The sequence below is a fragment of the Vibrio sp. F13 genome, assembly GCF_020806305.2.
GTDB lineage: Bacteria > Pseudomonadota > Gammaproteobacteria > Enterobacterales > Vibrionaceae > Vibrio > Vibrio crassostreae_C.
This window is the reverse complement of record NZ_CP170176.1, coordinates 851,686-878,297: the sequence shown is the minus strand read 5'-3', so window position 1 is coordinate 878,297 and position 26,612 is coordinate 851,686. Positions and strand designations below refer to the sequence as shown.

Annotated in this window: 16 protein-coding genes and 4 pseudogenes; 10 read left to right on the top strand and 10 right to left on the bottom strand. The window is 42.4% G+C overall.

Annotated features, from left to right (window positions below):
- Positions 1-47: 47 nt before the first annotated feature.
- Both phnX and LMH68_RS18910 read left to right on the top strand, forming a co-directional pair.
- Positions 48-866: a phosphonoacetaldehyde hydrolase gene (gene phnX, locus LMH68_RS18915; protein ID WP_050649212.1), complete on the top strand. Its 819-nt coding sequence runs from the start codon at positions 48-50 to the stop codon at positions 864-866.
- A 332-nt stretch (positions 867-1,198) separates the two neighbouring features.
- Complete coding sequence (locus LMH68_RS18910) at positions 1,199-2,266, top strand: OmpA family protein (protein ID WP_102428795.1); 1,068 nt, start codon at positions 1,199-1,201, stop codon at positions 2,264-2,266.
- 133 nt (positions 2,267-2,399) lie between these two features.
- Here the strand turns inward: LMH68_RS18910 and LMH68_RS18905 are convergent, their stop codons facing one another.
- Entirely contained in the window at positions 2,400-2,798 is a 399-nt protein-coding gene (locus tag LMH68_RS18905) for an OsmC family protein (RefSeq protein WP_102428794.1), read from the bottom strand.
- Positions 2,799-2,998: 200 nt separating this feature from the next.
- Between LMH68_RS18905 and msrB the strand changes: the two genes are divergently transcribed.
- Positions 2,999-4,141, top strand: coding sequence for a peptide-methionine (R)-S-oxide reductase MsrB (msrB, locus tag LMH68_RS18900; RefSeq protein WP_229647718.1), 1,143 nt, complete (start codon positions 2,999-3,001; stop codon positions 4,139-4,141).
- Positions 4,142-4,239: 98 nt separating this feature from the next.
- Here msrB and LMH68_RS18895 read toward each other — a convergent pair whose 3' ends face one another.
- Complete coding sequence (locus LMH68_RS18895; protein ID WP_017065604.1) at positions 4,240-5,607, bottom strand: TrkH family potassium uptake protein; 1,368 nt, start codon at positions 5,605-5,607, stop codon at positions 4,240-4,242.
- Positions 5,608-5,626: 19 nt separating this feature from the next.
- Positions 5,627-6,283: a potassium channel family protein gene (locus LMH68_RS18890; RefSeq protein ID WP_019820412.1), complete on the bottom strand. Its 657-nt coding sequence runs from the start codon at positions 6,281-6,283 to the stop codon at positions 5,627-5,629.
- A 186-nt stretch (positions 6,284-6,469) separates the two neighbouring features.
- Between LMH68_RS18890 and LMH68_RS18885 the strand changes: the two are divergent.
- The 5 genes and pseudogenes from LMH68_RS18885 to xerC form a co-directional block, all read left to right on the top strand.
- A pseudogene (locus tag LMH68_RS18885) lies at positions 6,470-6,985 on the top strand (mechanosensitive ion channel family protein); the annotation flags it as partial.
- A gap of 143 nt (positions 6,986-7,128) precedes the next feature.
- A complete protein-coding gene (locus LMH68_RS18880; RefSeq protein WP_050711822.1) occupies positions 7,129-9,462 on the top strand; it encodes a hypothetical protein in 2,334 nt (777 codons plus the stop codon).
- Positions 9,456-11,870, top strand: coding sequence for an integrase (locus LMH68_RS18875; protein WP_229647717.1), 2,415 nt, complete (start codon positions 9,456-9,458; stop codon positions 11,868-11,870). The genes LMH68_RS18880 and LMH68_RS18875 overlap by 7 nt, the downstream gene beginning before the upstream one ends.
- Positions 11,871-11,881: 11 nt before the next feature.
- Positions 11,882-12,412: a hypothetical protein gene (locus LMH68_RS18870; protein ID WP_016792326.1), complete on the top strand. Its 531-nt coding sequence runs from the start codon at positions 11,882-11,884 to the stop codon at positions 12,410-12,412.
- The gene (gene xerC, locus LMH68_RS18865) at positions 12,412-13,782 is read left to right on the top strand and encodes a tyrosine recombinase XerC (RefSeq protein WP_229647716.1); all 1,371 of its coding nucleotides are present in this window, start codon (positions 12,412-12,414) and stop codon (positions 13,780-13,782) included. Before LMH68_RS18870 ends, xerC begins: the two co-directional genes overlap by 1 nt.
- Positions 13,783-14,139: 357 nt before the next feature.
- Here the strand turns inward: xerC and LMH68_RS18860 are convergent, their stop codons facing one another.
- Together LMH68_RS18860 and LMH68_RS18855 are read right to left on the bottom strand one after the other, a co-directional pair.
- Positions 14,140-15,294, bottom strand: a complete 1,155-nt coding sequence (locus LMH68_RS18860) for a hypothetical protein (protein WP_102561135.1) — start codon at positions 15,292-15,294, stop codon at positions 14,140-14,142.
- 391 nt (positions 15,295-15,685) lie between these two features.
- Complete coding sequence (locus tag LMH68_RS18855; RefSeq protein WP_413756141.1) at positions 15,686-16,816, bottom strand: ISAs1 family transposase; 1,131 nt, start codon at positions 16,814-16,816, stop codon at positions 15,686-15,688.
- 166 nt (positions 16,817-16,982) lie between these two features.
- Here LMH68_RS18855 and LMH68_RS18850 point away from each other — a divergent pair.
- Positions 16,983-17,945 (top strand): annotated as a pseudogene (locus tag LMH68_RS18850) (chromosome partitioning protein ParB); the annotation flags it as partial.
- A 47-nt stretch (positions 17,946-17,992) separates the two neighbouring features.
- Here the strand turns inward: LMH68_RS18850 and LMH68_RS18845 are convergent.
- From LMH68_RS18845 to LMH68_RS18825, 5 genes and pseudogenes are all read right to left on the bottom strand, one after another.
- Positions 17,993-21,091 carry a type I restriction endonuclease subunit R gene (locus LMH68_RS18845; RefSeq protein ID WP_229648171.1) on the bottom strand — a complete coding sequence of 1,033 codons (3,099 nt, stop codon included), beginning with the start codon at positions 21,089-21,091 and terminating at the stop codon, positions 17,993-17,995.
- Positions 21,092-21,142: 51 nt separating this feature from the next.
- Entirely contained in the window at positions 21,143-21,724 is a 582-nt protein-coding gene (locus LMH68_RS18840) for a hypothetical protein (RefSeq protein WP_229648172.1), read from the bottom strand.
- Positions 21,721-22,920: an ankyrin repeat domain-containing protein gene (locus tag LMH68_RS18835; protein ID WP_102564610.1), complete on the bottom strand. Its 1,200-nt coding sequence runs from the start codon at positions 22,918-22,920 to the stop codon at positions 21,721-21,723. Before LMH68_RS18835 ends, LMH68_RS18840 begins: the two co-directional genes overlap by 4 nt.
- On the bottom strand, positions 22,913-24,211 hold the full coding sequence (locus LMH68_RS18830) for a restriction endonuclease subunit S (protein WP_229648173.1): 1,299 nt from the start codon (positions 24,209-24,211) through the stop codon (positions 22,913-22,915). The genes LMH68_RS18835 and LMH68_RS18830 overlap by 8 nt, the downstream gene beginning before the upstream one ends.
- Positions 24,201-25,904 (bottom strand): annotated as a pseudogene (locus LMH68_RS18825) (N-6 DNA methylase). The gene LMH68_RS18830 and the pseudogene LMH68_RS18825 overlap by 11 nt, the downstream one beginning before the upstream one ends.
- Positions 25,905-26,014: 110 nt before the next feature.
- Here LMH68_RS18825 and LMH68_RS18820 point away from each other — a divergent pair.
- A pseudogene (locus LMH68_RS18820) lies at positions 26,015-26,610 on the top strand (tyrosine-type recombinase/integrase).
- The last annotated feature ends 2 nt before the right edge of the window (positions 26,611-26,612 follow it).

The window sequence follows — 26,612 nt, the reverse complement described above, 5'->3', positions numbered from 1 at the left end:
TTTCCCAGAACTTTGAACTGGGAGTGACACAAAAATAGGACACTATTATGAACACGACATCACCTATCCAAGCGGTTATCTTTGACTGGGCCGGCACTATCGTTGATTTTGGGTCGTTTGCTCCAACTAGCATCTTCGTTGAAGCATTCAAACAAGGTTTCGACTTTGACATCGACTTAGCTGAAGCGCGTGAACCTATGGGGATCGGCAAATGGGACCACATCCAAGCAGTGGGTCGAATTCCTGCTGTTGACGCTCGTTGGAAGGCTCAGTTCGGACGCTCCATGACAAGTGAAGACGTTGACGCGATCTACGCGGCATTCATGCCTCTTCAAAAAGCGAAAGTAGCCGATCACGCAGCACCTATTTTGAATGCGATAGAAGTGGTCAATAACCTAAAAGAGAAGAACGTGAAGATCGGGTCTTGTTCAGGTTACCCACGTGAAGTGATGGATGTTTTAATTCCTGCTGCTGCAGATTACGGTTACCGACCAGATAACGTGGTAGCGACCGATGACTTACCTCAAGGTGGTCGCCCTGCTCCATTTATGGCACTGAAAAACGTAATCGATCTAGGTGTAACTAGCGTTGCTGCGTGTGTAAAAGTAGACGACGCAGCACCGGGGATCGATGAGGGTCACAACGCAGGCATGTGGACAGTTGGACTTGTATTATCGGGGAACGAAGCAGGCTTAACGTATCAAGAATATTTAGATGCAGACGAGACAACACTTGCAGCTGCACGTGAAAAAGCAAGCGTTAAGCTAAACAAATCAAACCCACACTACCTAATCGATACCATTGCAGACCTACCAGGTGTCATTGCAGATATTGAAAAACGTTTGTTAGCTGGTGAGCGCCCATAACGGTAATCACCTAGATTACCCAACCAAACATTCCGTACACATGAAAATGAAACCTCGTATCGCCTAAAAATGATACGAGGTTTCTTCGTTTCCAACATTTGAGACAGCAATTAATTGACAAAAACCTCTGTAAATAGCACCTTAAATATATAATTTTTAACAATTTCATTGACCATAATAAGCAACTGTACTAACAATGTAATAACAATTCCAAGATAGGTTCGACCTGAATCTACGCCTTGAACGATCTACTGTTGCAGTGTCCCAATCAGTAAGTCGTCGCTTTAAAGGCTCATTCAGATAACAATAAGAGTTAATCCAAGGATAAGATTATGAAAAAATTGTCAAAAATCATGTGTGCTGTGATAGCTGCTTCAGGTTTCGCTGCTGCTCCATCAATTGCCGCAACGACATACGTAGGCGCAAAAGTTGGCATGGGTTGGCTAGATAGCGCTTGTGTCGACAACATTGATTGTGAAGATGATTCAGTGGCGGGCGGTATTTACGGTGGTTACAACTTTACCGATAACATTGCTCTAGAATTGAATGCAGATTACTTAGGTGATTATGACACCAGCTTTAACAACAACGGAGCGACTCAAAGATACAGCGATTCTATCGTAGCCATTTCTTTAAGCCCAATGTATCGACTAGCGATTAAACAAGAGTTTGATATCTTCTTTAAAGCAGGTCCTGCTTACATCATGCACGATGACGAAGACGACGTTGTTTTAGCCTTAGGTATCGGTGCCGAGAAACAGCTTTCAGACGATTGGGCGCTGAGAGTGGAATACCAATACTTCGATGATTTTGACGATAAAATCATCCAAGACCTAAACTCCAACCTTGTCACAGTAGGTCTTAGCTACAATTTCGGCACGGGTAATACAACCGCATCAGCGGCTGCAGCTTCTGCGGCGGCTGTAACTCAAGCACCTTCTGAACCAATCACAGAGCCAGAAGCTGTGGTCGTTGAAGAGGAAGCGGAGGTAGTGGTTACCAAAGCGCAAACTGAGAGTTTCTCTCAAGGTACATTTGCGACTAACAGCACAGAACTTTCAGACGAAGGTAAAGCCGCTATACAGCCAATTGTGGAAGTCTTACAAACATACCCTCAGTCTACCGTTAACATTGTTGGTCACACAGATTCAACAGGTGCAGCTGAGTACAACATGATGATCTCTAAGAAACGTGCGGCAGCAGTAGCAGCATACATCGAAGAGCAAGGTATTGAAGCTGATCGCATTACCGCTTCTGGTGAAGGGGAAGAAAACCCAATCGCATCAAACGATACGGCTGAAGGTCGTGCTCAAAACCGTCGTGTGGAAGCAACAATCCCAAGCTTCGAGTACCAAGAAGATGTTCAAGTTGAAGAAGTTATCATTGAAACAGTGGAATAATCGTATTCTAACGTAATAACGACTTCCTTAATAACAAGGGAGGAGCACTGCTAAGTGCTCCTCCCTTTCTTTATCTATGTTTGCTCATAAGCCGAAAAGTAACGACTCAAAGCCAAGCTATACAGCCAGAAGACTAGACGATTTCCCAGCTGTGCGTCATTTCTACGCCTGCACCTAGCATTAGGCACACTGAACAGTACTTTTCCAATGAATCAGCGCATACTTTTGCAACCAACTTAGGATCAAGGTTGTCACCTGAAACTTCAAAGTGAATGTTAATCGCAGTAAAGATTTTTGGCGCGGTTTCACGACGTGTAGTTTCAAGTTTCGCGTTACAGCCTGTAATGCTTTGACCAGCAGATTTCAATCCATCTACCACATCAACAGAGCTACAACCACCAGCGGCCATAAGGACCATTTCCATTGGGCTTGGCGCGGTTGCACCACCACTGCCATCCATTACTACAGAGTGGCCAGATTGAGATTGACCTAGGAATTTAAAGCCTTCGACCCATTTAACTTCTGCTTGCATGTTGTTCCTTAGATGTACGATAACCGCCATCGCTGTCTATTATTGGATATCAATACTGACACCCTACTACTGGCGGCATTTATGAGCAAGATTTTCTCGGCGACATATTTTTTTGTGAATGATGCAATTTTTTCCATCTAAAACCTGTCTCTATTCGTACATTCAAAATCGAATGAGAAGAACGTCAAGATGAGGTATCTATGAATAAATTATCTAAAATATTGGTATCACTCGTGGTTGCGCTACCACTGATTTCGCTGTTTGTAAGCCAGACTGGCACTGCCAATACAATGGATAAAACGGCTAATTCAGGTAAAAGTGAAATCGCGACACTCGCGGGTGGCTGTTTTTGGTGTACGGAGTCCGATCTAGAGAAGCTAAAAGGTGTAACCGACGTTATCTCTGGATACTCTGGTGGTGAACTGGAAAACCCAACCTACAAACAGGTCTCTTCGGGTAAGTCAGGTCACATCGAAGTGATCAACGTGACCTATAACCCTGATGTGGTTAGCTACGAACAGGTTCTTGACCAATTCTTCCGACACATCGACCCAACCGATGACAAAGGTTCTTTTGTAGACCGAGGCCGTCATTATCGACCAGCTATTTTCTATCATAACCAAGCACAAAAAGATGTTGCTCAGAACTTCATGATGGAAATCGACAAAGCTAATATCTTTGGTGAACCACTAAAAACAGAACTGATTGAATTTGAAAAATTCTGGCCAGCGGAAGACTATCACCAAGACTATTACAAGAAGAGTAAAGTTCGTTATAACTACTACCGCTATGCTTCTGGCCGCGATCAGTACCTAGATAAAATCTTCGGTGATGATAGAAAGGACAACCCTAAAACACTACGTCAGATCATCGACAGTAAGAATGCGACAGCCAATGCTAAAACCTACGTTAAGCCGTCTGACGCGGAGATCAAAGCCAAGCTAACGGCACTTCAGTACGATGTAACGCAAGATGACGCGACAGAACGCCCGTTTGATAACAAATACTGGGATAACAAGCAAGAAGGTATTTACGTTGATATCGTAACTGGGGAGCCATTGTTCTCTTCAAAAGACAAATACAAGTCAGGCACAGGCTGGCCGAGCTTTACACAGCCAATCAGCGAGGCTTATGTCGTCACAACTACTGACTACAAACTGCTTTACCCAAGAACAGAGGTTCGCAGTAAGTTTGGTGATTCTCACTTGGGACATGTATTTAAAGATGGTCCAAAACCAACAGGCTTACGTTACTGCATGAACTCAGCCGCAATGCGCTTTATCCCAGCGGATAAATTAGCAGAAGAAGGCTATGAGGAATACGTTGAGATGTTTGAGGGCTAAGCATTCAGCATTTAACGAACAGCCTATAACAACAAAGCCAGCATATCGCTGGCTTTGTTTTTATTTACAGAGCTTTATTTATCAGCCCGTGAACCTAATTAACCAGTCAACACCGTGTCTTCTGGATATTTCAACAAGGAAGGTTCTGGGCGAGCTAGCATATAAGCCAAGGTCAAAGGACCGATACGTCCAATCACCATAACAACAATCATGATGTATTTACCTGGCTCAGTCAGGTTCGCGGTTAAGCCAGCGGTTAAGCCAACCGTTGCAAAGGCTGAAATCACCTCAAACATGACTCGATCAAACGCTGCCTTTTCAGTAAGCATTAACAAAAACATCGCGGTGGTTAATAACGCCCCACTTACCACAATAATGGCCAATGACTTTGTTACCGCTTGCCAAGTCACAGTGCGCTTAAACATCACCACGTGCTTTTTCTGACGGAGGAAGGTCCACGTTGCGACAAAGGCTACTGCAAAGGTCGAAACCTTAATACCACCACCTGTTGAGGTAGAACCTGCACCAATCAACATCAGTACAATCATTACCAGCAACGCAGGCTGTGTGTACTGAGACAAATCCACACTATTAAAGCCAGCAGTACGAGCACTTGCCGACTGAAAAAATGCGGCTAGCCACTGTCCTTGAGTCGATAACCCTTCCATGGTTGCTGAGTTATTTCTTTCTAGCAGCCAGAACAATACCGTACCTACCAACAATAGAGTCGGAGTGGCGGTTAGCATAATCTTGGTGTGTAAATGAAGATGTCGAAAACCTTTACGCCAGTTACTCGATAGGTCGCCGACGACTGTGAAGCCTAGCCCACCGAAAATAAACAAGCCAGCTAAGGTGAAGATCACCAGCGGATCATCAACAAAACTCATCATACTGTCTGAAAACAGTGCAAAACCTGCGTTATTGAATGCAGATATCGCATGAAATAGTGCATAAAAACTGCCCGTTGACCATCCCATCTCAGGTACCCAGCGGAAGCAGAGCAATACAAAACCGATAAATTCAGCCACTAATGCAAAGATGATGATCTTCTTAACCAATTTACGAAGGTTAATCTTACGATCTTGGCCAAGCGCTTCTTTCGCTAGTGCTTGTTGTTTAAGGCTTAACCTAACACCGAACATGTAAAGCAGTACCGCAGATAGAGTCATCTGCCCTAACCCGCCGACTTGCATCAAGAACATCAGTAAGATTTTACCCGCCAAGGTGAAATGCTCACCGGTATCGACAACACCTAATCCTGTCACACTGATCGCCGAGGTTGCTGTAAACAGTGCATCCGTAAAACTTAGGCCTGTCACAGAAAATACAGGCATCGTCAACAATATTGCAGAGGGGATAAGTACGCCTAAGAAGCTCGTAAGGATAATCTTAGGTTCAGAGCCTTTACGTGGCTTTTTATCACTCTTAAGCGTGTAGAAAGTACCTTTTCGTTTTAACGAATTCATACTGTTACCTTATTGCCAATTACCAATTGCGTAGCTTTCTAGATAAGGTCTCTTTCGGCCCAGCGATGATCACCACATCCCCAATTTCTAAACTCACATCCAATTCTGGTGCTTTAGTGAGGTTCGGCCCTCGCTTGAAGCCAAGTACCTCAACACCATTTTCTTTACACAGCTTAAGATCGCCAAGTTTCTTACCCAACAGTTTAGAACCAATAACAATCTCCGTCATCGCTAAGCCACTGCCAAGGTCGATAAATTCGAGAACGCGTCTGTCCAGCATCTTACGAGCAACACGAATACCCATATCGCGCTCGGGCATGATGATATGGTCAGCACCAATCTTAGAGAGGATCTTGCCGTGGAACTTATCATTCGCCTTAACCCAGACTGCTTTTGCTCCAGATTCTTTCACCACCAAAGTCGTTAGAATGCTTGAGTTAACGTCAGAGCCTATCGATACCATCACCATATCGTAATCATCGAGTCTTAACTCTTTCACCGTCTCTTCGCTCGTGCAGTTCGCAACAATCGCTTGTGAAACAAAAGCCGCTGCTTCTTTCACTCGCTCTTCATCAATATCGACGGCCAGTACCTGTGCCCCTGAACTTTGTAGCTCTTTGCAAACAGACAGACCAAATCGCCCTAAACCGATAACTGCATATTGTTTGTCGCTCATTTGAAATCCTGTTTAGAAATTTTAATTACACGGGATAGCCAAACCTACATTAGTTTCTATCTCAAAAAAAGTTAGTTCTGCAAGAATAAGGTTATACTATTGTCATAATCGCTTGATTTATAAAGGTAGAGAACAACTCGAGTTTCTGCTAATTTCCAATTCATAATTTCTGCGGCAGCACACACAATGAATGAATTCATAACCCAAGTACAAACCTACATCAACCAGAGCCATAGTGATTGGGCAAACAGCGTCCTATTCATCACTATGGCGAGTTTTCTCGCTTGGGTAGCTTGGCGAATTATCCATAATCGCTTAGAAATTCTGGTTCAGAAAACCCCACTCCACTGGGACGATCTACTGCTAGAAGCACTAAAAACCCCTGTCAGCACGTTACTTTGGTGTTGGCCTGCTACAGTATCTGTCGGGCTCATCCTTCAAGACCAGTTTGGCAATGAAATCAACTGGTTAAAAACACTTAAGCACATATTAATTATCTGTACCTTCGTTTGGTTTACCTTACGAATGATCACTAACACAGAAGCCTATGTCTTAGAGCAAAAAAACAGAGACGAAACCACAGTACAGGCAATTGCGAAAGTCGCTCGCCTGTTCTTTATGGTGATGGGCGGCCTAACCATTATGCAGGCATTTGGGCTCAGTCTTTCCGGCTTACTCACCTTTGGTGGTGTTGGTTCAATATAATCCTGATACTAAATTATTGTCATCATCACCTAAACCCTTCAATTTAAAAGCTAAAATAGATAAAAATCACCTAAAGGCACATTGACACTTGTCAGAGTGACAGATAGTATCAATTTAGTTGTCAAATTTATGGTAAGAAAATGAATACTGCGATACTTTCTGAACTCTCACTAATAAAAGGGGCGTTATCGACTGGGTACTCTACCTATGTAGTGTCTGTAATTGATGCTGTAGAATGTGGGAAAAGTAAGTCAGTATTAGTGCATATTTATAAAGCCTACTGCTACTTAATGAAACAAGGTAATTACTCAGCCTTGGATATTTTAAATGACTCGAAAATGCTCAATCAACATTTTCAGTTATTAGTAGGTCTCATCTACTCAAACGACAGGTTAACGTTAAGAGGAAAATACGGTTACTGCCTGCAATATAAAAAAGTATTTGAGCGCATCGCACAGGATAAGCAATTAACGTTTGATAACATCAATTTTTCTACTGTTAAAGTTTCAGAGGATATCTCAAATTGTATTGAACAGTTTTGTGAGATTAAGATTGATCAGACAAAAGCGAAATATCTGAACGGTTGGAGCGTTGAATCAAAAGAAGGCAATAAGCAGGAAGTTCATCTAGACGCTATTTATGTGGCATTTGGGGAGTCTTTTACGGATAAAATTCATTCAGCCATTAACAATTACGCATTTAAGCAGAATAGTACAACACTTAGAGGTAGCATCACTAACCTTAAGAATCTATTTATAGGCATGGCGAGTGCCTATACCAAACGCAACGGCTTTACGATAGAAACCTACCTCAGTCGAAATCACACCCAAGCCTTCTTTCATAAGATATATAAAATCAATTTGGCTCTCTCTCAAGCTTCTCAACTCAGCCCCAAGTCCTTCCATAATAAATGGAAGAATACAATTGGCATCTATAAAGAGTGCTTTATCGACACGGACATTTTCGATGAGCCACTTAAGCCCTTCATTATCCCTGCGTGGAAAGATCCAATGGGCAAAGCACCCACCTTTTCTATTGGCGGAGAGCCAAAAAAAGAAGAAGCTCTTCGCTGGTTCGCGAATATCCCTTTAAAAATCAAGGACCAAGAAACCATTAAAATTATCACGCAGCGATTGGATAGGGATATGTCTCATATCAAGCATGTGTGCCAATTAAAGTTTAAAGAACTTATAGAGCGTGAAGCGAGAAACCAAGAGTACGTGAAAATAGGCTCAGTGAAGCCTGAATATGTTAAACACAAAAGCGCTTATTTTGTTTTTTGTGGAATGGATGAGCTTGAAAATACTATTGCTACGTTTTTCCATTATGGGATTCAAGGAAGGACTGAGTACGCTAAATTTTTAGGCTTTAACGGCAATACACCGCAACTCATAAAAGAACTGAATCTCCCTACTAAATCAACACTTCATGTGCTGCTGACATTACTTATCATGGAGCACCCTCTAATTACGCCTAGCTGGATTGATAAGTGGTGTCTGTTTGATAAAAATGGTAATCAAACAGGTTACAAGGAAATGAACGGTCAGTATGTTGCGGTGAGTTATAAGTCTCGTAAAGGAACAAATGACGCACAGCAAACAGTGATACTTAATGAATTCAGTAAGTCTGTGGTTGAGTTTTTAATACAGCATACTCAGATGGCTCGTGATTATTTGAAAAACCAAGGGGGAAAAGGGTGGCGAAAAATGATGCTCACTGCGACACCAATTTCTGTATTACCTATCCATTACATCCATAACTCTAAGATTCATAACACGGAGTTTCCCGATTGGTTGCGTGCCCCAAAATTGATGGATGAAAATTTGAACATCACCCCATTAGACGCCATAGAGATTGCGGAAATTTACTCATTGCGCTCCGTGAGAAGGCATCGTGGTTTTCAAATCTATCTTGAAAGTCAATCAATGGACGCTGTTGCCGAAGCATTAGGGCATAAGAGTAAAGATCCGAAATTACTTGCTTCGTACTTACCTAAACCTTTGATGGACTTCTTTAATGCCAGATGGGTGCGACAGTTCCAAAATGCGATCCTACTCGAAGCTCTAAAGGACTCTAAACACTTGCTGCAAGCCGTAAATATGAGCGCAGAAGATATTCAAGAATTTTTAGAGAATCATGGATTGAGTGGTGTTCCAGAGTATTTCGATCATGGTTTCAGGCAGCAGGCAGCAGGCCGCAACAATGCTGATGTAGCTTTCAATGAGGTTGCGTACACAATTTCAACATCACTCTTACAGTTGTTGATGGCGATCCGCTTTATTGTTGAAAACTCTGATGACGAGGTGATTTTTTTAGACATTGTTGCTCATTGGTATCAGTCAGCCGTGTTCGTTATTGATTCCCTAATGATCAGCAGTAATTATCAAGGTGATGCGGAACTGATGGATATGTACGAAATTGCATCCAACAATAAAATAGACACCAACTTAATCAGTGGAGCGTTAGTATGCTAAATATCGCCATTAATAATAACCAAACAGCTCAACTGATCGAAGACATTGTACTAGACCACTCCCTTCTTGATGGTTTGGATTCTGATGTGGTTAGAGATGTTATTAATTATTCAGCATTCAACGATGACTACCGAGTGCTAGACATCCTAGCGAACTCGTATACTGGCATTTACGACTATGACGAAAAAAAGCCTGAGTGGTTAGAGTCGAGCTTTGAAGACGCGCAATGGGTAGTCAAGTTCAAGAGTAAACCTAGAACCATATATTGGGATAGCGTCTATTTGGATGATGGGAAGAATCTGACTGATAAAGCCCATAAAAAGCTCTTAAATGCCTTTAAATACTGGGCTGTAGCGGTTGACAACCCCTTTGAAAATGGTGGTAAGCTTGTTAAGAAAGCGACAGCCTGTGGTTCGTTTAATCGAGTTATCTGTCTTATCAACGCTATCTTATTGCACTCCAAAACGTTAAAACTTGCGGAATACCAACTGCAAAATGTGGACGAAGATTTCTGGCGTAATACCCTAATGAAAATAGCCAAGAATGGCATTAATGGTGTGTATGAATTTGATAAGCGAGCCGAAGAATTTCTTAATCAAGTCAGTGATGAGATTTCAAACGATGAAGTTCAACAATTTCAAGATAGCTACCCACATATATTAGAAACCGTTCATAAAGATGACGCTCGCTTATATTTAAAACACCGTCAAAAAGCCTGTACGTGGCTTTCTAAGCAAGGGTTTTATAAAACATCTCACCGTAGCTACATATTCAGCGGCAATACCACAAAGCTTATCGCGTTGTTATTTGAAGGCAAAGCGCTTTATCACGGCGTTCTTGGCTTAAGAAGTTATCCAGAACTGCACCTTAAAGAGGCTGTGCAAACAACTGAGTACCGTGCGGTTGAAAATAAAGATACTTCATCAGGCTTAAGCGATGGTGCTATTTCACATCACATCTCTTCACTGAGCCTGATTTACACCAACCTTGAGCGTAAGGATGCTGCTCAGCCACCTTTAGCGACCCAAAAGCTTAATAGTCGTAGCATTGGATTATTGGTTGACATCAAAAAGTCAGGACGAACACGAACACTACCGCCTAAATTCGTATTTAATTTAATTAAGCAGTGCTTCGAATTTGCAATGGAGCACCTTCCTGAAGGTACACGCACAGTTAATCTATTGGATGAAACACTAACTCAACTTTCAGAGGGGAAAGATAAATCAATAGTAGCGAACTCCAACCGACTTCGCCCTATTGTAGGCACCAAAGCGTTTGATGAAGCCCGACATCGAAATATGGCTTCTAAAGAGCGGGGCTACTGGTTTCAAGCTGGCGGGGTAAATTGCTTGAGCAGTGATTACCAAGAAAAAGGGGTTAAACAAATCGAACGCTTCACACTAAGTGATGAAAGTCGCTACGGTAAAATAAGAAACAATGAAAGTCTCTTTGATCTATTTTCGGTACTCCAAGGTGCAATACAGATACTCGTAGGTGCAATCATGGCAAGGCGACAAGATGAATTAGTCAATCTGAAATCGCATGAAAACCTCTCCCCTAATATTGACCCCTTTTCAGAAAAAGGAAGTCAATCTGAATATAATTTAGTATTCAAGGTTAAGAAGTCGGGCGACAGTGAAAAGAACGCCACTATAGAAAGACCGATTCCACTCTCTATTGCTCGACTCATTTGGCGTCTTGAGCAGTTCAATATAAAAGCAATGGATTTAAAGCTAGATCACAAAAAACTGTCTCTCTTCAATGTTTTAGATTCCCAGAGTTGTCATTTATCACCTATCGCCGTAGACACATTTAATGGATATCTTGATGCTGCATGTGATTTTTTCGAAACGGATTTAGTTCAATACCCTGATGGAGAGTATCGCAGGAACTACGTGCGTCAGCACCAATTCAGACGCTTTTTTGCGATGGCATTCTTCTGGTCGAAAGGCTTTGACGGCATGGACTCGCTTCGCTGGATGCTTGCACATACCGATATGGAACACCTATACCGTTACATCTCTGAATCCGAGACGGGCGAGGTACTAAACGGAGCGAAGGCAAGTGTGATTGTGCGTGGCATCGTTGACCCAGAATCAGACATTGCCGATCTTGATGGTATTGAAGAGCTTCGTGAGATAATTGCTGAGCGATTAACGGGTGACGCCTCAACCCCGATAACAATCCTAACACTTGGTGAAGCGGCAGAGGATTACGATGATGAGTCTTATTCAACCGTTCCTACTATTAGCCAGATTCAAAAAGAACAGGATATTGAATCTGAGGTGCTTACACTTCTTGATGAAGGTTTAATTACGTTAGAGCCAGACTTTTTCACAGTAAAGGGCGTTGACGGAGAGGAAGTTAAGGACTTCAACCTCTTACTAAAAATAAAAGACTTAGATTAAGGATTTAGCGAATGAAAGTTTTAGAGCAAAATCAAACGAAGATACTTGAAACAGAGACGTTCTTGCGAGAAATAATCACCTCACCTACTGAGTTCAAGGGCGATGCGGAGTTGCTAAAGGCATTAACCTCTCAATCTGGCATTGCTAAATACGAAAATCCAGAGAGAAATATTGCGTCATGCTCTCTAAATACCCTAAAAAGTAATTCAGAAGCGCTTTTAGAGAGAGGTTTCTTAGCCCTTGATGAACTTCGCATCAACGCTAAATCGGCGATTGAGGGCGTTCTTCATGATAAAAAATCTACTAAAGGTAATAAACAAACAGCTATCGGTTTAAAACTTAAAGTCTCCGAACTTGAAGCTCAACTTGATACTGCGCAACGTAGTAACGCCTTGCTGACCGATATAGTTATGGAAATGCGCTCCAAACTAAAGCAATTAGCAATGGATGAGGGTGCTCAAGAAGAGCGTCAACAGATCTATAGAACCTACAACCTAAAACTTAAAGCTAAGATGAGCTACATGTTAGATGGAGAGGTGTAATGCCTGTTCGTGAGCTTAAAGATTTTGAACTGTGGGATCATATTGGTTTAGATGGGAGGCTGCTTTTTCAAAAGCCTGTCGATATGCCTTTCATCACCTACAGTAATCATACGCCTTGCTACGAGGCTAATGCCTATATACACATGCTTATGTCGAGAGGTCTAAAAAAAGGTACGCTTCGTGGTTACGCCCACGATATTATTCACCTTGTTCGATACGTTGAAACACAACCGTTCTTAAATCATTTCAGTCAATTAAACAACTCTACATTCACGATTTTTGTGCATTCATTACAAGCGGAAAGAACCCCTCTAGGTGAACGAAAACGCAAGAACAACTCAGTGATAAAAATTGCTCATACCTGCCTTGAATTCTTACAGTTTGTGCAGGATTTTCATGATTTGAGCCACTTTATCGGCAAGGGTAAAGAGAACTCGATTAAATTACAAGAGAAGGTCTATAAGCGTAGAACGGGGGGGGATAATGGGTTTATCGAGGGCGTTAAAGTCTCCCACACAGCGATACCAACAAAAGATGATATTGTAAGGCGACACCCTGTTTCGGTAAATGATGCCCTTCGTGTTTGGGATTTTGTATCACGACAAGAGAGTAAGGAAAGAAGACGTAGGGATATGGCGCTCTACAGCGCTATGGAGCAATTAGGCGCTCGTGTCAGTGAACTTTGTTTAATTAAATTGAGTGATTATGAGGCCGCTAGGCGTAGTGGTATGTTGAAGATACCCACATTAAAACGCAAGGATGGTAACAACTCTCGAACGATCCCTGTGCCACACGTTTTCCTATCTTTGGTTGCACCATACATTAAGACTCGAAAGAAGATTATGAGACAAAAGAAGGTGCAACATGACTTTTTATTTATCAGCTTAACCTCTGGTCAACGTCTCTCTCCTGATTCATGGACAACGTATATGAATCAATGGAAGAAGGAGCTAAATATTAAGGGTGAAGTTCACCCTCACTTATGGCGACACGCCTTTATTACTGACAAACTAAAAGAACTTATTCTGACTACGAAAGAGGTGAACGATAAGGACGATTTTAGAAAACATATCCTTCATACACATACATTTAAGCTACAACTACAGCAGTGGACAGGTCACACGAATCTCTCTTCGTTGGACATTTATATTAACCTCGCATTTTCTGAAATTAATGGCTATACAAAGGTTTACAATGCAGTATCTCTAAAATCGAGTGTAGAACTTGTTAAGCGAAATGTAGAAGTATTAAAAGGGCAGATTTCGAGTAAAGAGCTTACAGCTACGGTCGCAATTATCGAGCTTGAGAGGTTGCTAGAGAGTTTCGAAATGGATATTGAGGACAGCATCAATCCATCCTCTAGCAGTTAGCTCACAATGTTGGGCTTATTTAGCCTGATACCAATAATGACAGGTAAAAAGCCGCGTTGGGATTAACGTAGACATGTACCCGGCAAATTACCCCAACTGTTTCTTTTCAGTTACGTCTAACCTTGATTTTGCAAGCTTCTCTTTGCTCTCATCCCTCCGTTTCTTATCAAGTTTCCACGTATAACACGGAGCATGAAACTAATGTTAAACTAGCTGTTGACTGTAAAAGTGGTGCATGTTGTTAGGCTCATAAAAAGCACTGAAGAATTGACCAGCGCATATTTATGCATTCAGATAATAAAGCGAACATTAGCAGCGTTCAACAAGGTAACAACTCTTAGATAGTGGGTTAGCTACTCACTCAATTATTTTGATGAAGTAGTCTTTCAACCCTAACTTAAACTCACGTGTGGACTTCGCGCCGTTTTTAAAAAGCCTGCCATTGGAATCTAGCTGCATCACGTCACAATTCTCCCAGTGCTTCGCTCGTTTTCCGTAATCAAGCTTGCCTAGTTGCGATCCTGCGTATGATATTTCATCTATTGTCTTCCCTTCCAAGGCTAACTCATTAATAACCAATGATAAGGCTTGCCATATCTGAGCAGATAACCTAAAACCTTGCCTGTTATACTCATGGTTTTCGTTAATCGGACTTAGCCATGCTCTAAAAAAGGTTTCCACGTACTGTTGGTATATATCTGAATAAGCCTGAACAAAGATACCACAATCTTTCAAAGTAATATCATCTGACATTTTAGCCCGCTCTTGAGCTTTCTCACCACATACAGAACCAACGAGCACTTTGAACAAAATATATTCCGTCGTTATGTATTTTTCTGAAGCTCGTACATGCTTTGTCTGATTAGATATACCGCCGAAGTCATCTAAGTCTAGATTTTTACTTAACTGAGACACTACTTTTTGCAAAGGAAAATCCGTATCTGCGAACTGCGTTAAATGAACTCCAGACTCTCGCCTATTATGTTTAAAGAATAACGATCTCACATCATCTTCACTAAAACCATTTTCGCTAAAAACAATGGTTAACATCAGATCCTGAGTCGCTAGTAGTTGTCGAAAAACACTATTTTTTTGCAAGTCACTTGAGCTGATCCTAGATGAAAACAGCGGGGCTTTTAAGCCTGTCAGATTAAGGAGTGCGTTATATGTCAATAGATTACCAATTACGAATGCTTTACTTCTTTCAAATTCAATTTCAGTAGCAAATTTATTCTCGCGCACTTCACTGTCACCACTAACGACAACAGTCAACGATAGAGGAACTCCTAATTCACCAGATAGAACCTCATTTTTTATATCCCCCTGAAGGGTGAGTGTTTTTTTCTTATTGGTTGCGTTTTGCGCTGCATTGAACAACATTCTCAACGCTTCATGTGGCTTAGTTGTTTCAACGTAACTACTTAATTCAATTACAGAAATAAAGGTTACAAGAGCCTTTGTTGGCTGACTTCCATAGGAAATCACCTTCCCCTTTAACTTGACCTTAGACAATGAACCAATCTCATTAATTACATGTAGCTTTGTAGTGTAAAATAAAAATAATCATTGATCAGACCAATTGTCTGATCAATGATTAGCAAGACCAAGAAAAAACACGAGAATTCAATATGAGCGATAAGCACCCGATTGCAAATGATGCACTTGATTGTTCAATAGAAGCGTCCATCACTAATAAACTTGTAGATCACTACGATCAAGTGACTTCCAGAAGCTACCTCGCCAGCTCGACCAAGCTACTGGAGACGACTGGGAAAAACTTAACCGCTCAACAAACGGAAGCGATATTTAAGTCTAAAGCCAAGTATTACAGTGGAGTAAGATCTGTTGAAACAGGATTGAAGCATATTCATATTTACATAAGCCCTTCTTTGGCAGGGCAAGATTACGAAGCCCCTTGCCCTGCAAGGACTTGCGAAAGGTAAGCGTTATTGCGGTTCGCTTTTTTCTGCTTTCTTTTGATCCCTGCTTTGAAGCTGATTTCTTCCGTCAGCAGATTTAAAGCTATATGTCTTATAACTGCTAAATTCTCACCGGCTTGCTCTCGACGTATCCGACATTCATCTTCTTTAAAACCAACGTCTAATCGCCAGTGCATCTGATTTTCAATGCTCCAATGTGCTCGCGTGCTCTCTAGTAAAGCTTTAGCCGTTAGTTTTGCTGAGCTTATGTAGTGCTTGATTTGCATTCTTTCTGCTGGCTTATCACCTTCTTGACGAATTGAAACGACCATACCAATGGTGGAGAGTCCCGCCCAATCAAGCGCTATATCGCCTAAGAAATCTGTATTGTGAACAACCATACTCAAACGCGTTTCTGTACGACCATGTCCTTTCTCTTGAGTGACGTATTTATCACCTTCAAAACTATTAAGCATACTAGAATTAAACACTTGGCTAATCGCTTGCTCCAATCGTTTTTGATTACCTTTTACCGCTAAGAGGTAATCTGCATCTTGGCCGACTATCTTTTCAGCTATATCCTTCTGGCATCCCATAGCATCAATCGTCACTAAACAACCTTGTAAGGAAAGCATTTCAAGCAGTTCGGGGATCGCTTTGATTTCATTGCTTTTGTCTGCTGTTTTAACCTGCCCTAACACAACTTGATTTGCAGCACTAAACGCACTAACCATATGGATTGCACCACAACGCTTGTCTTTGTTGTATGTGCCTCTGAGAGTTTTGCCGTCGATAGCAATCACTTCACCCTCAGTCACCTCATGACAGTCTTTCATCCACGCAGTAAAGCATCGTTGCAGTTGCTTGGCGGAAATAAGATTGATAACTCGGGCAATGGTATCGTGTACTGGTATGCCTTGTTTGAAATCACTATACTGTCTAAGCCATTCCAAGTTATCTTCACCAAAATCTTCAATATCCTCCCAACCTTCAGCACCAGCAATCACTGCTGCAATTGTTAAGAAGATAATGTCGGTTAGCGTGTGCTCTATTTTCCAAGCTTGGCGAGGGTCTCGAATAACTGAAATATGGTCCAAAAGGCTTAATCCGTTCATTAGGCTAAATATCTACTGTTAAAAAACAGTATATGATCACACCTAAATCTGATCATCAAATCGATCTTGGATGTATTGAGGTTATTGTGACTTCAGTATCTAATTAGTGAAAATATGACTTCACGTCATCCCTTATTCCATATGGGTTTTTCATGATCTTGCCCTGCCTTCTTTGGCTCGTGATATGCTCCAGTTTTCTAGAAGAGGCGTGATAAATACAAACAATAAAAATCGTCGACTAAGCAAAAACAAAGTGACCAAATACGCAGAAGCTATGAAAAAAGGAGAATGGTGCCTCACAGGAGAGCCTGTAATCATCTCCCATGAGGGTGAGATCCTGAATGGCCACCATAGGCTAGAGGCCGCTTGTGAAGCTCAAGTCGGCTTTATTGCAACAGTGACATACGATGTTATTGATGAACGAAGTTTTGCCAACATTGATGTAGGCAACACACGAAGTCGTGCGCAAGTTCTCGAAATGGCAGGGGTGAAAGTGAATGCGGCGTCTCTTTCTCGTGTTGCAATGTTAGCCAAAGCTTTTGAAGCGATGCCGAATCCTTTTGCTTTCAGAGGCACTCAAGGCACATCATTTCAGCCTGAAGAGATTCTTAAATACGTCGAACAGAACCATGAACTCGCCCTGTCTGTAGATTTCGTTTCAAAAGTGTTAAAAAGAAACAAGCAAGAGAGCCAAGCATCGGAACCGATCTACGCTTTTGCGCATTACTTGATTAAGTTGAAGTTGCAAGAGTCTCAGTTAGAGCACTTGCCAATCACACCAGAGTTGTATTTAACGCGCTTGATTTCTTCAATTGGCTTAGAATCTGAGAATGATATCGAGTATCAGGTGCGAAAATATCTTCAATCGTTGGTTCATGAATCAACATCTTATTCATTATTGTGCCGTCTTTCTTCAATTTTCAAAGGCTGGAATACCTACTTAAACATTCCTATCGTGGGTAACAAGGTTTCAGTTAAGCGCGTCGCTCGCTATAAAAAAGATGAAGATGGTAATAAACTCCCTTTACCGGGTGCGGGTAATATCAACGAAGCTTTTACGATCCCGTGTGTAGCTAAGGGGCCAACGCCTAAGCGCATTCAAGACCAAGCAAATATGCAGATGATGTAAAAACAAAAAGGGTAACGACATTTAAGTGTTACCCTTCTTATTTCTGGCTACTTATACCACCCATCAGCTAACACTTCAGCTTGCTCTAATACAAGCTTAATCGCTTCTTCAGCCGCATCAGGTGGGTACTTCCATCTGCGTAGCAGGCGACGTACAAGATTACGCATTCGAGCGCGGACACTATCCCTTTTTTGCCAATCTACCGTGGCTGACTTGCGCAGTTGATGAGTCAATTCAATAGCAAGCTTACGCAAATTATCATCACCAAGCTCTCGAACTGACGACTCGTTGTCGACCAAGGCGCGATAAAAAGCAATTTCGTCGACAGAGAGGTTGAGCTTGTCTAGTAACTCTCCATCTTCTTGCATCTCTTTCGCCCACTGAATCAGCTCTTCGATAACTTGAGCCGTTTCAATGCTGCGGTTATGATATTTTTGAAGCGTCGACATAATACGCTCAGAGTATTTCTTTTCCTGAACGACATCATTCTTCATTCGAGCTTTAACCTCATCACGAAGTAGCTTTTCTAACAGCTCTACAGCGAGATTTTTCTCCTTCATGTTCTTCACATCTTCCAAGAACTCTTCAGAAAGAAGCCCGATATTGGGCTTATCAAGACCAACCATTGTGAAAATGTCATCAACACCATCGGCTACCACAGCATTATTTAGAATTTGCTTCAATGCTGTATTGCGCTCCTCATCGGTGCGTTTCTTGTCTACCGTTGAGTGCTTGATAAAAGCTGTCTTTATCGCAGAGTAAAAAGCAATTTCATTCTTATAACCATGAGTTTCATCCATGTTGCTACACAGTGAATATGCTTTAGCTAAAGCAGCCATCACATCGAGGAATCGCCTCTTTCCGTCCCTGACTTGTTTTCCGTTAGCGTCAGTATGAGATAAACCTGACAAATGGTTCACTGCTCCCGTATCGACGGTGGGTTGTCCTTTGCCTTGGCTGTTGGTATAGGTTTTCAATGCATTTTTAAGCTCATTTGCGATACCAATATAATCGACAACCAAACCACCGGGTTTATCTTTGAATACTCGGTTAACACGAGCAATCGCCTGCATCAGGTTATGCCCTTTCATTGGTTTGTCGATATACATGGTATGACAACAAGGCGCATCGAACCCTGTTAACCACATATCTCGAACAATAACGAGTTGAAGCTCATCGTCAGTATCTTTGTAGCGTTTCTCGAATAGCTTTTTGGTTTTCTTGTCGTGGATGTGAGGCTGCATCTTTTCTTTGTCTGATGCAGAGCCAGTCATCACAATCTTGATTGCACCTTTATCGGTATCTGGATGATGCCATTCTGGTTTAATTGCAACAATAGCATTGTAGAGATCGACACAGATCTCTCGGCTCATCGAGACAATCATTGCCTTGCCGGGAAATGTCGATGTTCGAGTAGTGAAGTGCTCAACCAGATCTTTTGCTACTTGTTCAATGCGAGGCTCTGCGCCTACCAGCTTTTCTAGCGTTGCCCATTCTGATTTTACTTTTTCGCGATCTGCCGTTTCTTCATCTTCACCGATTTCATCTTCAACTTTATCGTTAAGCTGCTCAATTTCATCTTGGTTAATATCAAGCTTAGCGAGGCGAGATTCGTAATAGATAGGCACAGTGGCACCATCGTCAACGGCATCTTGAATATCATAGATAGAGACGTACTCACCAAAAACACCACGCGTGTCTTTGTCATCCATTGCGATAGGTGTCCCTGTAAAGCCTATGAATGAAGCATTAGGCAATGCGTCACGCATATACTTGGAATAACCATAAACGTACTTGTGACCCGTTACAGTGCCATTTTTGTCCTTCACTTCCACCATCTTTGACTTGTTGCCATACTGGCTGCGGTGCACCTCATCAGAAACGACAACAATATTACTTCGTTCAGATAGTCGAGGGTGCTCTGTCTCTTCATCTAATAAAGCGAACTTTTGAATCGTCGTGAATATGATGCCGCCAGATTGACGATTTAAAAGCAGATCACGTAACGCATCACGGTCGTCCGCTTGCTGAGGTATTTGCTTTAACGTCTCTTGCGCCATTCCAAAGGTGTTGTAAAGCTGACCATCGAGATCATTTCGATCAGTCACCACCACAATCGTTGGGTTATTCATGGATGCTTGCTGTAACAGCTTACTTGCGTAGCAAACCATAGATATACTTTTGCCACTGCCTTGTGTATGCCAAACCACGCCAGCTTTACCGCTACCTTGCTTAATCTTTTCTAAGGCAGGTATTGTGCTCTCAAGGAAGTTACCTGATGTATTGGCGGCGCGAACCGTCGCCTCAACAGCCGCTCTCACTGCGTGGAACTGGTGGTAGCCTGCTATTTTCTTGATGATTTTGTCGTTGTCAGTTTCGAATAGTACAAAGTAACGAATATAATCGAGGAGTAGATCTTGCTTGAAGAAGCCACGAACCATGGTTTCTAATTGAAATTCCAATAACGGTCTATCGTCCTCCGTAGCGACTGTTTTCCAAGGTAAGAATCGCTCTTTATTTGCCGTTAATGAACCAACGCGAGCCGTCCAACCATCACTGACAATTAACGCTTCATTGAAAACAAACAGATCTGAAATTTCATCTTTGTAGGTTTGAAGCTGATTGAAGGCATTCCAAATGTCGGCATGGTCATCGGCTGGATTTTTTAACTCGATGACTGAGATTGGTAAGCCGTTAATAAACACCACAACATCAGGACGGCGATTACCTTTTGTACCTGTAATCGTAAACTGATTCACGATAAGGAACTCATTGTTATCTGGCGTCGTAAAATCCATTAACTGAGCGTGAGTATGCTTTGTCTTCGATTCGCCATCTTCAACATCCGTGTATTCGACAGGCACTCCTTCAATCACAAACTTGTGGAAGGCACGGTTGTTTTTAATGAGAATGGGCGTATCGGGGGAAGATACCGTGTTAACCACATCATTCAGTGCCTCTATCGGAAGCTCTGGATTGATGATTGTTAACTGATTTAATAGCCTCTGTTTTAATACCACTTGGTGGTAATCGTCACGCTCTGCATCGTCGCCATCAGGTGCGATGTCATAGCCATTTTTATAGAGGTAACCTTGGTCGGTGAACCACCTAATACATTCTTGTTCTAACTGGTCTTCTGTGATCACATGATTCCCTCAAATTCGAAAGTCTTTTTTATTATTCTCGTAGCACAACACTTAGAATGGCAGCCCAAATAACAAGCCAATTCCGAACCCAATCGGGCTAACTGGTATTGCTACATCAGCTACGAGTTCTGCTAAGCCCTCGCTCGCAACATCACTTGCTACAGATTCACCTACGCTGTGAACCATTTCACCAGCTAATGTTTCTGACACCGTATCAGTCAATGCTGCATTATCAATTCCTGAATCGATCACCAATGTGTTATCAAAACTATCGGCAACTTCACTCGTAACAAGAATTGGGATATCTGAGTTTTCAGCAAGTGTCTCGTTGATATAAGAAACACTGTCGGTCGCTTTTAATTGCACTTCAGCCGCTATATCACCATCACTCATTAATGCAATATCAGAAACAGGATGGTTGGTTGCTTCAAAGAGCATGGCATCCATACCCTGCCAGTTGAGTGCAGCCACAACCTCTTGTTCGAAAACAATGCCTTTGATGTTGCTGATATGCCCTGACATAGCATCAGGGTTAACATCAGCAAAGTAATCAAGGATCTCGTCGTTACTTGCAAGCTCTAGCTCGTTATAGCCACGACGGACTGCATCAAAAACGGAACTTTGAGCAATCATTGTTGGCGCGTCTGTTCTAGCAATTCAGTAATTTGTGAGAAGCTGGTTTCCTTCAAAGCGCCATATTTAGTTTTGGGGGCACTTATTCTGGCAAGATCTTGAGCTGTATTACCATTTGACGTTCGAAACTCTAAATTTACATTTAATTGAACCGCTTGATTAACCGTTTCTAAATAGCCTTTATCTGCTGCAACCATCAATGGAGACCAGCCGTCTTTATTTCGAAAGTTAAGGTTAGCGCCATTACTATTAAGCAACTCTAACGTGGATGCTTGATTATAAGTAGCCGCCCAATTTGCTGCCGTTCTACCAGACTTACTATGAAGGTTGGCATCCGCACCTTTGTCTATAAGCAACGAAATAAATTCATTTTTGCCATTTTGAGCTAATAAGGATAACGCTGGATGTGAATCTTTATTTCTTGCATTCGGATTCGCACCAGCAGTAACGAGCGCTTTTATCATTTCGTCATCACCTTTAGTAACAGCGATAATCAGCATCGTTTCTTTATCTTCATTTTCAACATCTGGATTTACGCCATCAGCGAGTAGCTTCTTAGCGATGTTGACATGCCCATTTTGATACGCTGACAGCATCGCCGCTTCTGAATACTTCGCGCTGAACACCGCTCCTTCAGCGAGTAGCTTATCTACCACCTCTAAGCGTTGTTTAAAGTACGCGCCCGTAACCGCATTCCAACCATCATTGTTACAAACATCGACGGCAGCTCCGTGCTTAAGTAGAAACTCAACCGCTTTGATTCGACCTTTCATTGATGCCCAAATTAATGGTGTCCAGCCCTTGTCGTTACGAATGTTAACTTCAGCGCCTTTTTCGACCATCAACTCAGCGAGTTCAAAATATTCATTGTCTAAACAAAGCAACAATGCGCTGCTCATTTGTTGTGGTCGATAGTTAGGGTTTGCGCCTTTGTGTAACAGTGCTTTAGCAATGTCCAAGAAACCTAGTTCGACTGCTAACCGAAGTGGATTATGGCCTGCATGATTAATATCAAAACCGTCCACTTCGATGAGCACTTCGGCCAATGATGAGAAACCAAATTTCAATGCCAACTCAAATGGCGTTGCTCCCTGCTCATCAAACACGGTATTAACCAGCTCAGGCTGCTGTTCAATCACATCCTTCAATAACGCCAGATTACCAGATTCAATAGCTGTTAATAGTTGCTCAGTCATTCAGGTTAACCTCTGCGATGTCTAACTCGATTTCGCCGGAAAGCAATTTAGGAAGTAGCGTGTCGCGAAGCCCTGCTAGCGTCTTATTCTCATCACCATGGCGCTTAATCAACTTCATATTTGCAGCGATCAACTCATCGAACTTTTCAAGAATTGAAAGCGGTGGAATAACAAAAGGCATGGTTTGAACAGTTTTGGCTTGTGCTCGTTGACGACCACTAGTGCCCGTCATGCTTTGAATTGCAAACTTTCTGAACGGCTCGAATCTCGCCATAAAATAGCTGAAGTATTTGTAGCTGTCAGACTTCGAACGCATGACAATGTATTCAGTAGAACCCCAGCCAACTTGTTCATCTTCAAGAAAATCTACGTATGCACTTTTACCGTTTTCAAGACACGGTGTGATGCGGGCAAGTAATGCATCACCGTTGATGAATTTAGTTCCACTACCCATTTCTCGATCATAGATGTCCAAAGCAAGGTGACCTGCTGTTGGCATGTTTTTCATATCTAGATATGGAGCCACTGTGCCTTTCTTGAGAGTGCGTTTAGGATTAAAGTCCATCAAATCCGACAACTCTCCAGCTTCCCAACCCTCAGGTATCAAACCCAACTCAGACTCAACGAGCTTTTCTGGGAATAGCGAGGCAGTCGCCGCATCCATACCCTCTGGTTGCTCGCCATTCATTTTGGCTTTTACTGGCTCGAAGTCTACAAACCATGACTTAAAGATAGCTTGCGCCATTTCCTCTAGGGTTTGGTTAGCTTGAGAATTTAATGAAATCTTTGCATCGATTGCAGCCAAAAACCCGCCTATTTGCCGCTGCACTGTCAATGGCGGTAGAGGGAACTCTAGACCTGTAATATCAGTCTTCAATACTCTGGGAACGGTGGAACCGCGAGTACACGCCGCTAGTTGAGATTGATTGTGTGGGCCTAAAAGGACATATAGAAGGAAATTGGAATCAACAATACCCTTATTTCCTCTCAATGCCATGATGCGGCGAGTAATATGATATGTTTTATCTACAGGAAACGGGGCGACTTCACCTACGGGTGCTTCGGTAGTAATGAGAACATCACCTTTTTGCGGAAAGCCTCGCGTAGTGACTTTCTCATACGTCTCCTGCGATATGTAAGATACTTTGTCTTTCAATACACGACCATCTTTAACACTTGCCGCGGTCAAAACCGCAATACCCGTTTCGGACTTTGGCGGTGTTTTTCCTCGATAATCGATGATAGTTGAAAGAACATCACTTAAAGTAACAACAGGCCACTTAGAACTCATAACCTAACCCCACTAGGTTTTTCTTGATTTCGGCCTCTAGCGTTGCTGATTCTGCAAACTGTGCACTTAACTTCGAAGTCAGCGTCGCCATCTTTTCTGCAAAAGGAACACCGTCATCCTCTTCCTCAGTAGCACCGACATAACGACCCGGAGTCAGTACGAAGTCATGTTTAGTAATTTCTTTTAGCGTTGCTGACTTGCAGAAGCCTGCTTGGTCTTCGTATGCCACACCATGGACTTCTTCACCCGTTTTCCAAGCGTGGAACAGGTCAGCAACTTTCTTGATATCATCAAAACTAAAGTCACGAAGAACACGGTCTTTCATGTAGCCAAGGTTACGTGCATCAATAAACAGCACCTCACCTTTACGGCCACGTAGTTTACGACCAGCCTTATCAACACGAGGGTTCTTGTTCTTGGTTAAGAACCAAATACACGCAGGGATCTGTGTATTGGTAAACAGTTGCCCCGGAAGCGCCACCATACATTCAATCAAATCATTCTCAATTAGAGCCTGACGAATAGTACCTTCGTTGTTGGTGCTTGAACTCATAGAGCCATTAGCCAATAACAGAGCTTGTGAGCCTTCAGGTGCTAGGTGGTGAAGCATGTGCTGCATCCACGCGAAGTTCGCATTACCTGATGGCGGTTGACCGTATTTGAAGCGAGGGTCGTTGTCATCAACACCCGTGTTCCACTCTTTCATGTTGAATGGAGGGTTCGCCATGATGAAGTCAGCACGAAGATCAGGGTGTTGTACGTTAGTGTAGGTACTTGCAGGCTCTTTACCGAAGTCGTAATCAAGGCCACGGATCGCCATGTTCATCGCAGCTAGCTGCCACGTTGTATGGTTGTATTCTTGACCATAGATTGAGATCTTCTGCTTCTGAGTAAGGGCATCAACCTTCTTCTCGTTTGCATGACGCTCGATGAACTTCTCTGATTGAACAAAGAAACCACCAGAACCCATTGCAGGGTCGTATACTCGACCTTCAAACGGTTCAATCATCTCTACGATCAGCGTTACGATGGATGCTGGCGTATAGAACTGACCACCTTTTTTACCTTCAGCCAGTGCGAACTGACCAAGCATGTATTCGTATACATGACCTAGGATGTCTTTACTGTTTAGATCGGCATGAACAAAGGGAATTGTCGCGATCAGGTTGATAAGCTCATTCAGCTTAGCTTGGTCAATCTTCAATGAAGAGTATGACTTGTTAAGTACACCTTTCAGTTTCGGGTTATCACGCTCAATGCCTTCAAGTGCGTTATCAATGAGGTGACCAACTGAAGTAATCTTCTTAGCTTTGCCATTAATATCGAGTTCAGCACCACCAATAACCAATGGGCCGTTATCTTGCAGGAACTGCCAACGAGACTCAGTAGGTAGCCAGAACACGTTTTTCTCTGTGTAGAAGTCGCGCTGTTCCAGTTCAATCGCAATCTCTTCTGCTAGTTCTTCTTCAGAATAATCAGCAGGATCTAAGTAGTATTCGTGCTCAGGGTTAGCAATGTCTGCTTTGATCTCATCCTAACGTAGCTTAAACGCATCAGAAACGTATTTAACGAATATCAGACCTAACACTGCATGTTTATACTGCGCTGCGTCTAGCGTTGAGCGTAGCTTGTCTGCGGCGTTCCAAAGCTTGCCTTCAAGCTCTTTCAAATACTGTTGTTCTGTTTGATTCATTAGAAGTTTTCTTGTTATAGAAATATTCCGTCAATCATACCACTGGATGCAGCATTGTCTTTGATTTCTGCCTTACTTAAAGAGTATTTTTATGAAGTAAGGAGCACATTATGGAAGCTTGGAATAAAGGAAAGCGTATAGGTCAGAAGAAAGCCTTCAAACTAGAAGACATTTGGCGCATCAGAATTAGACTGGAACTTGAAGAGCGGTTGTTTGAGTTGGCACTGTTCAATCTAGCCATCGACTGCAAGTTGAGATCCTGTGATTTACGCAACTTGAAAGTTCAAGATGTCAGTCGCAGTGGTTGCGTGATGTCCAGAACCATCGTTAAACAGCAAAAAACCAGCAGGAAGTACATTTCGAGATCACACCCAAGACACAGCAGACGTTATCGCAATGGATTATTCAGAATGGTTTGTCACCTACCGACTTCTTGTTTCCTAGCCCATGCCGAGAGGGGCAGCCCATCTCGTACCATTACTACACCACCATGGTTAATCGATGGGTTACTGATATAGGACTCGATAAAACGCAATACGGCACGCATTCACTGCGCCGAACAAAGGCTTCTTTGATCTACGCCAAAACCAAGAATTTACGTGCTATCCAGTTGCTTCTTGGTCATGCTAAGTTAGAAAGCACGATTGAATACCTTGGCGTCGAGATTGAAGACGCGCTGAGGATTTCAGAGAGTTGTGAGACTTGAGG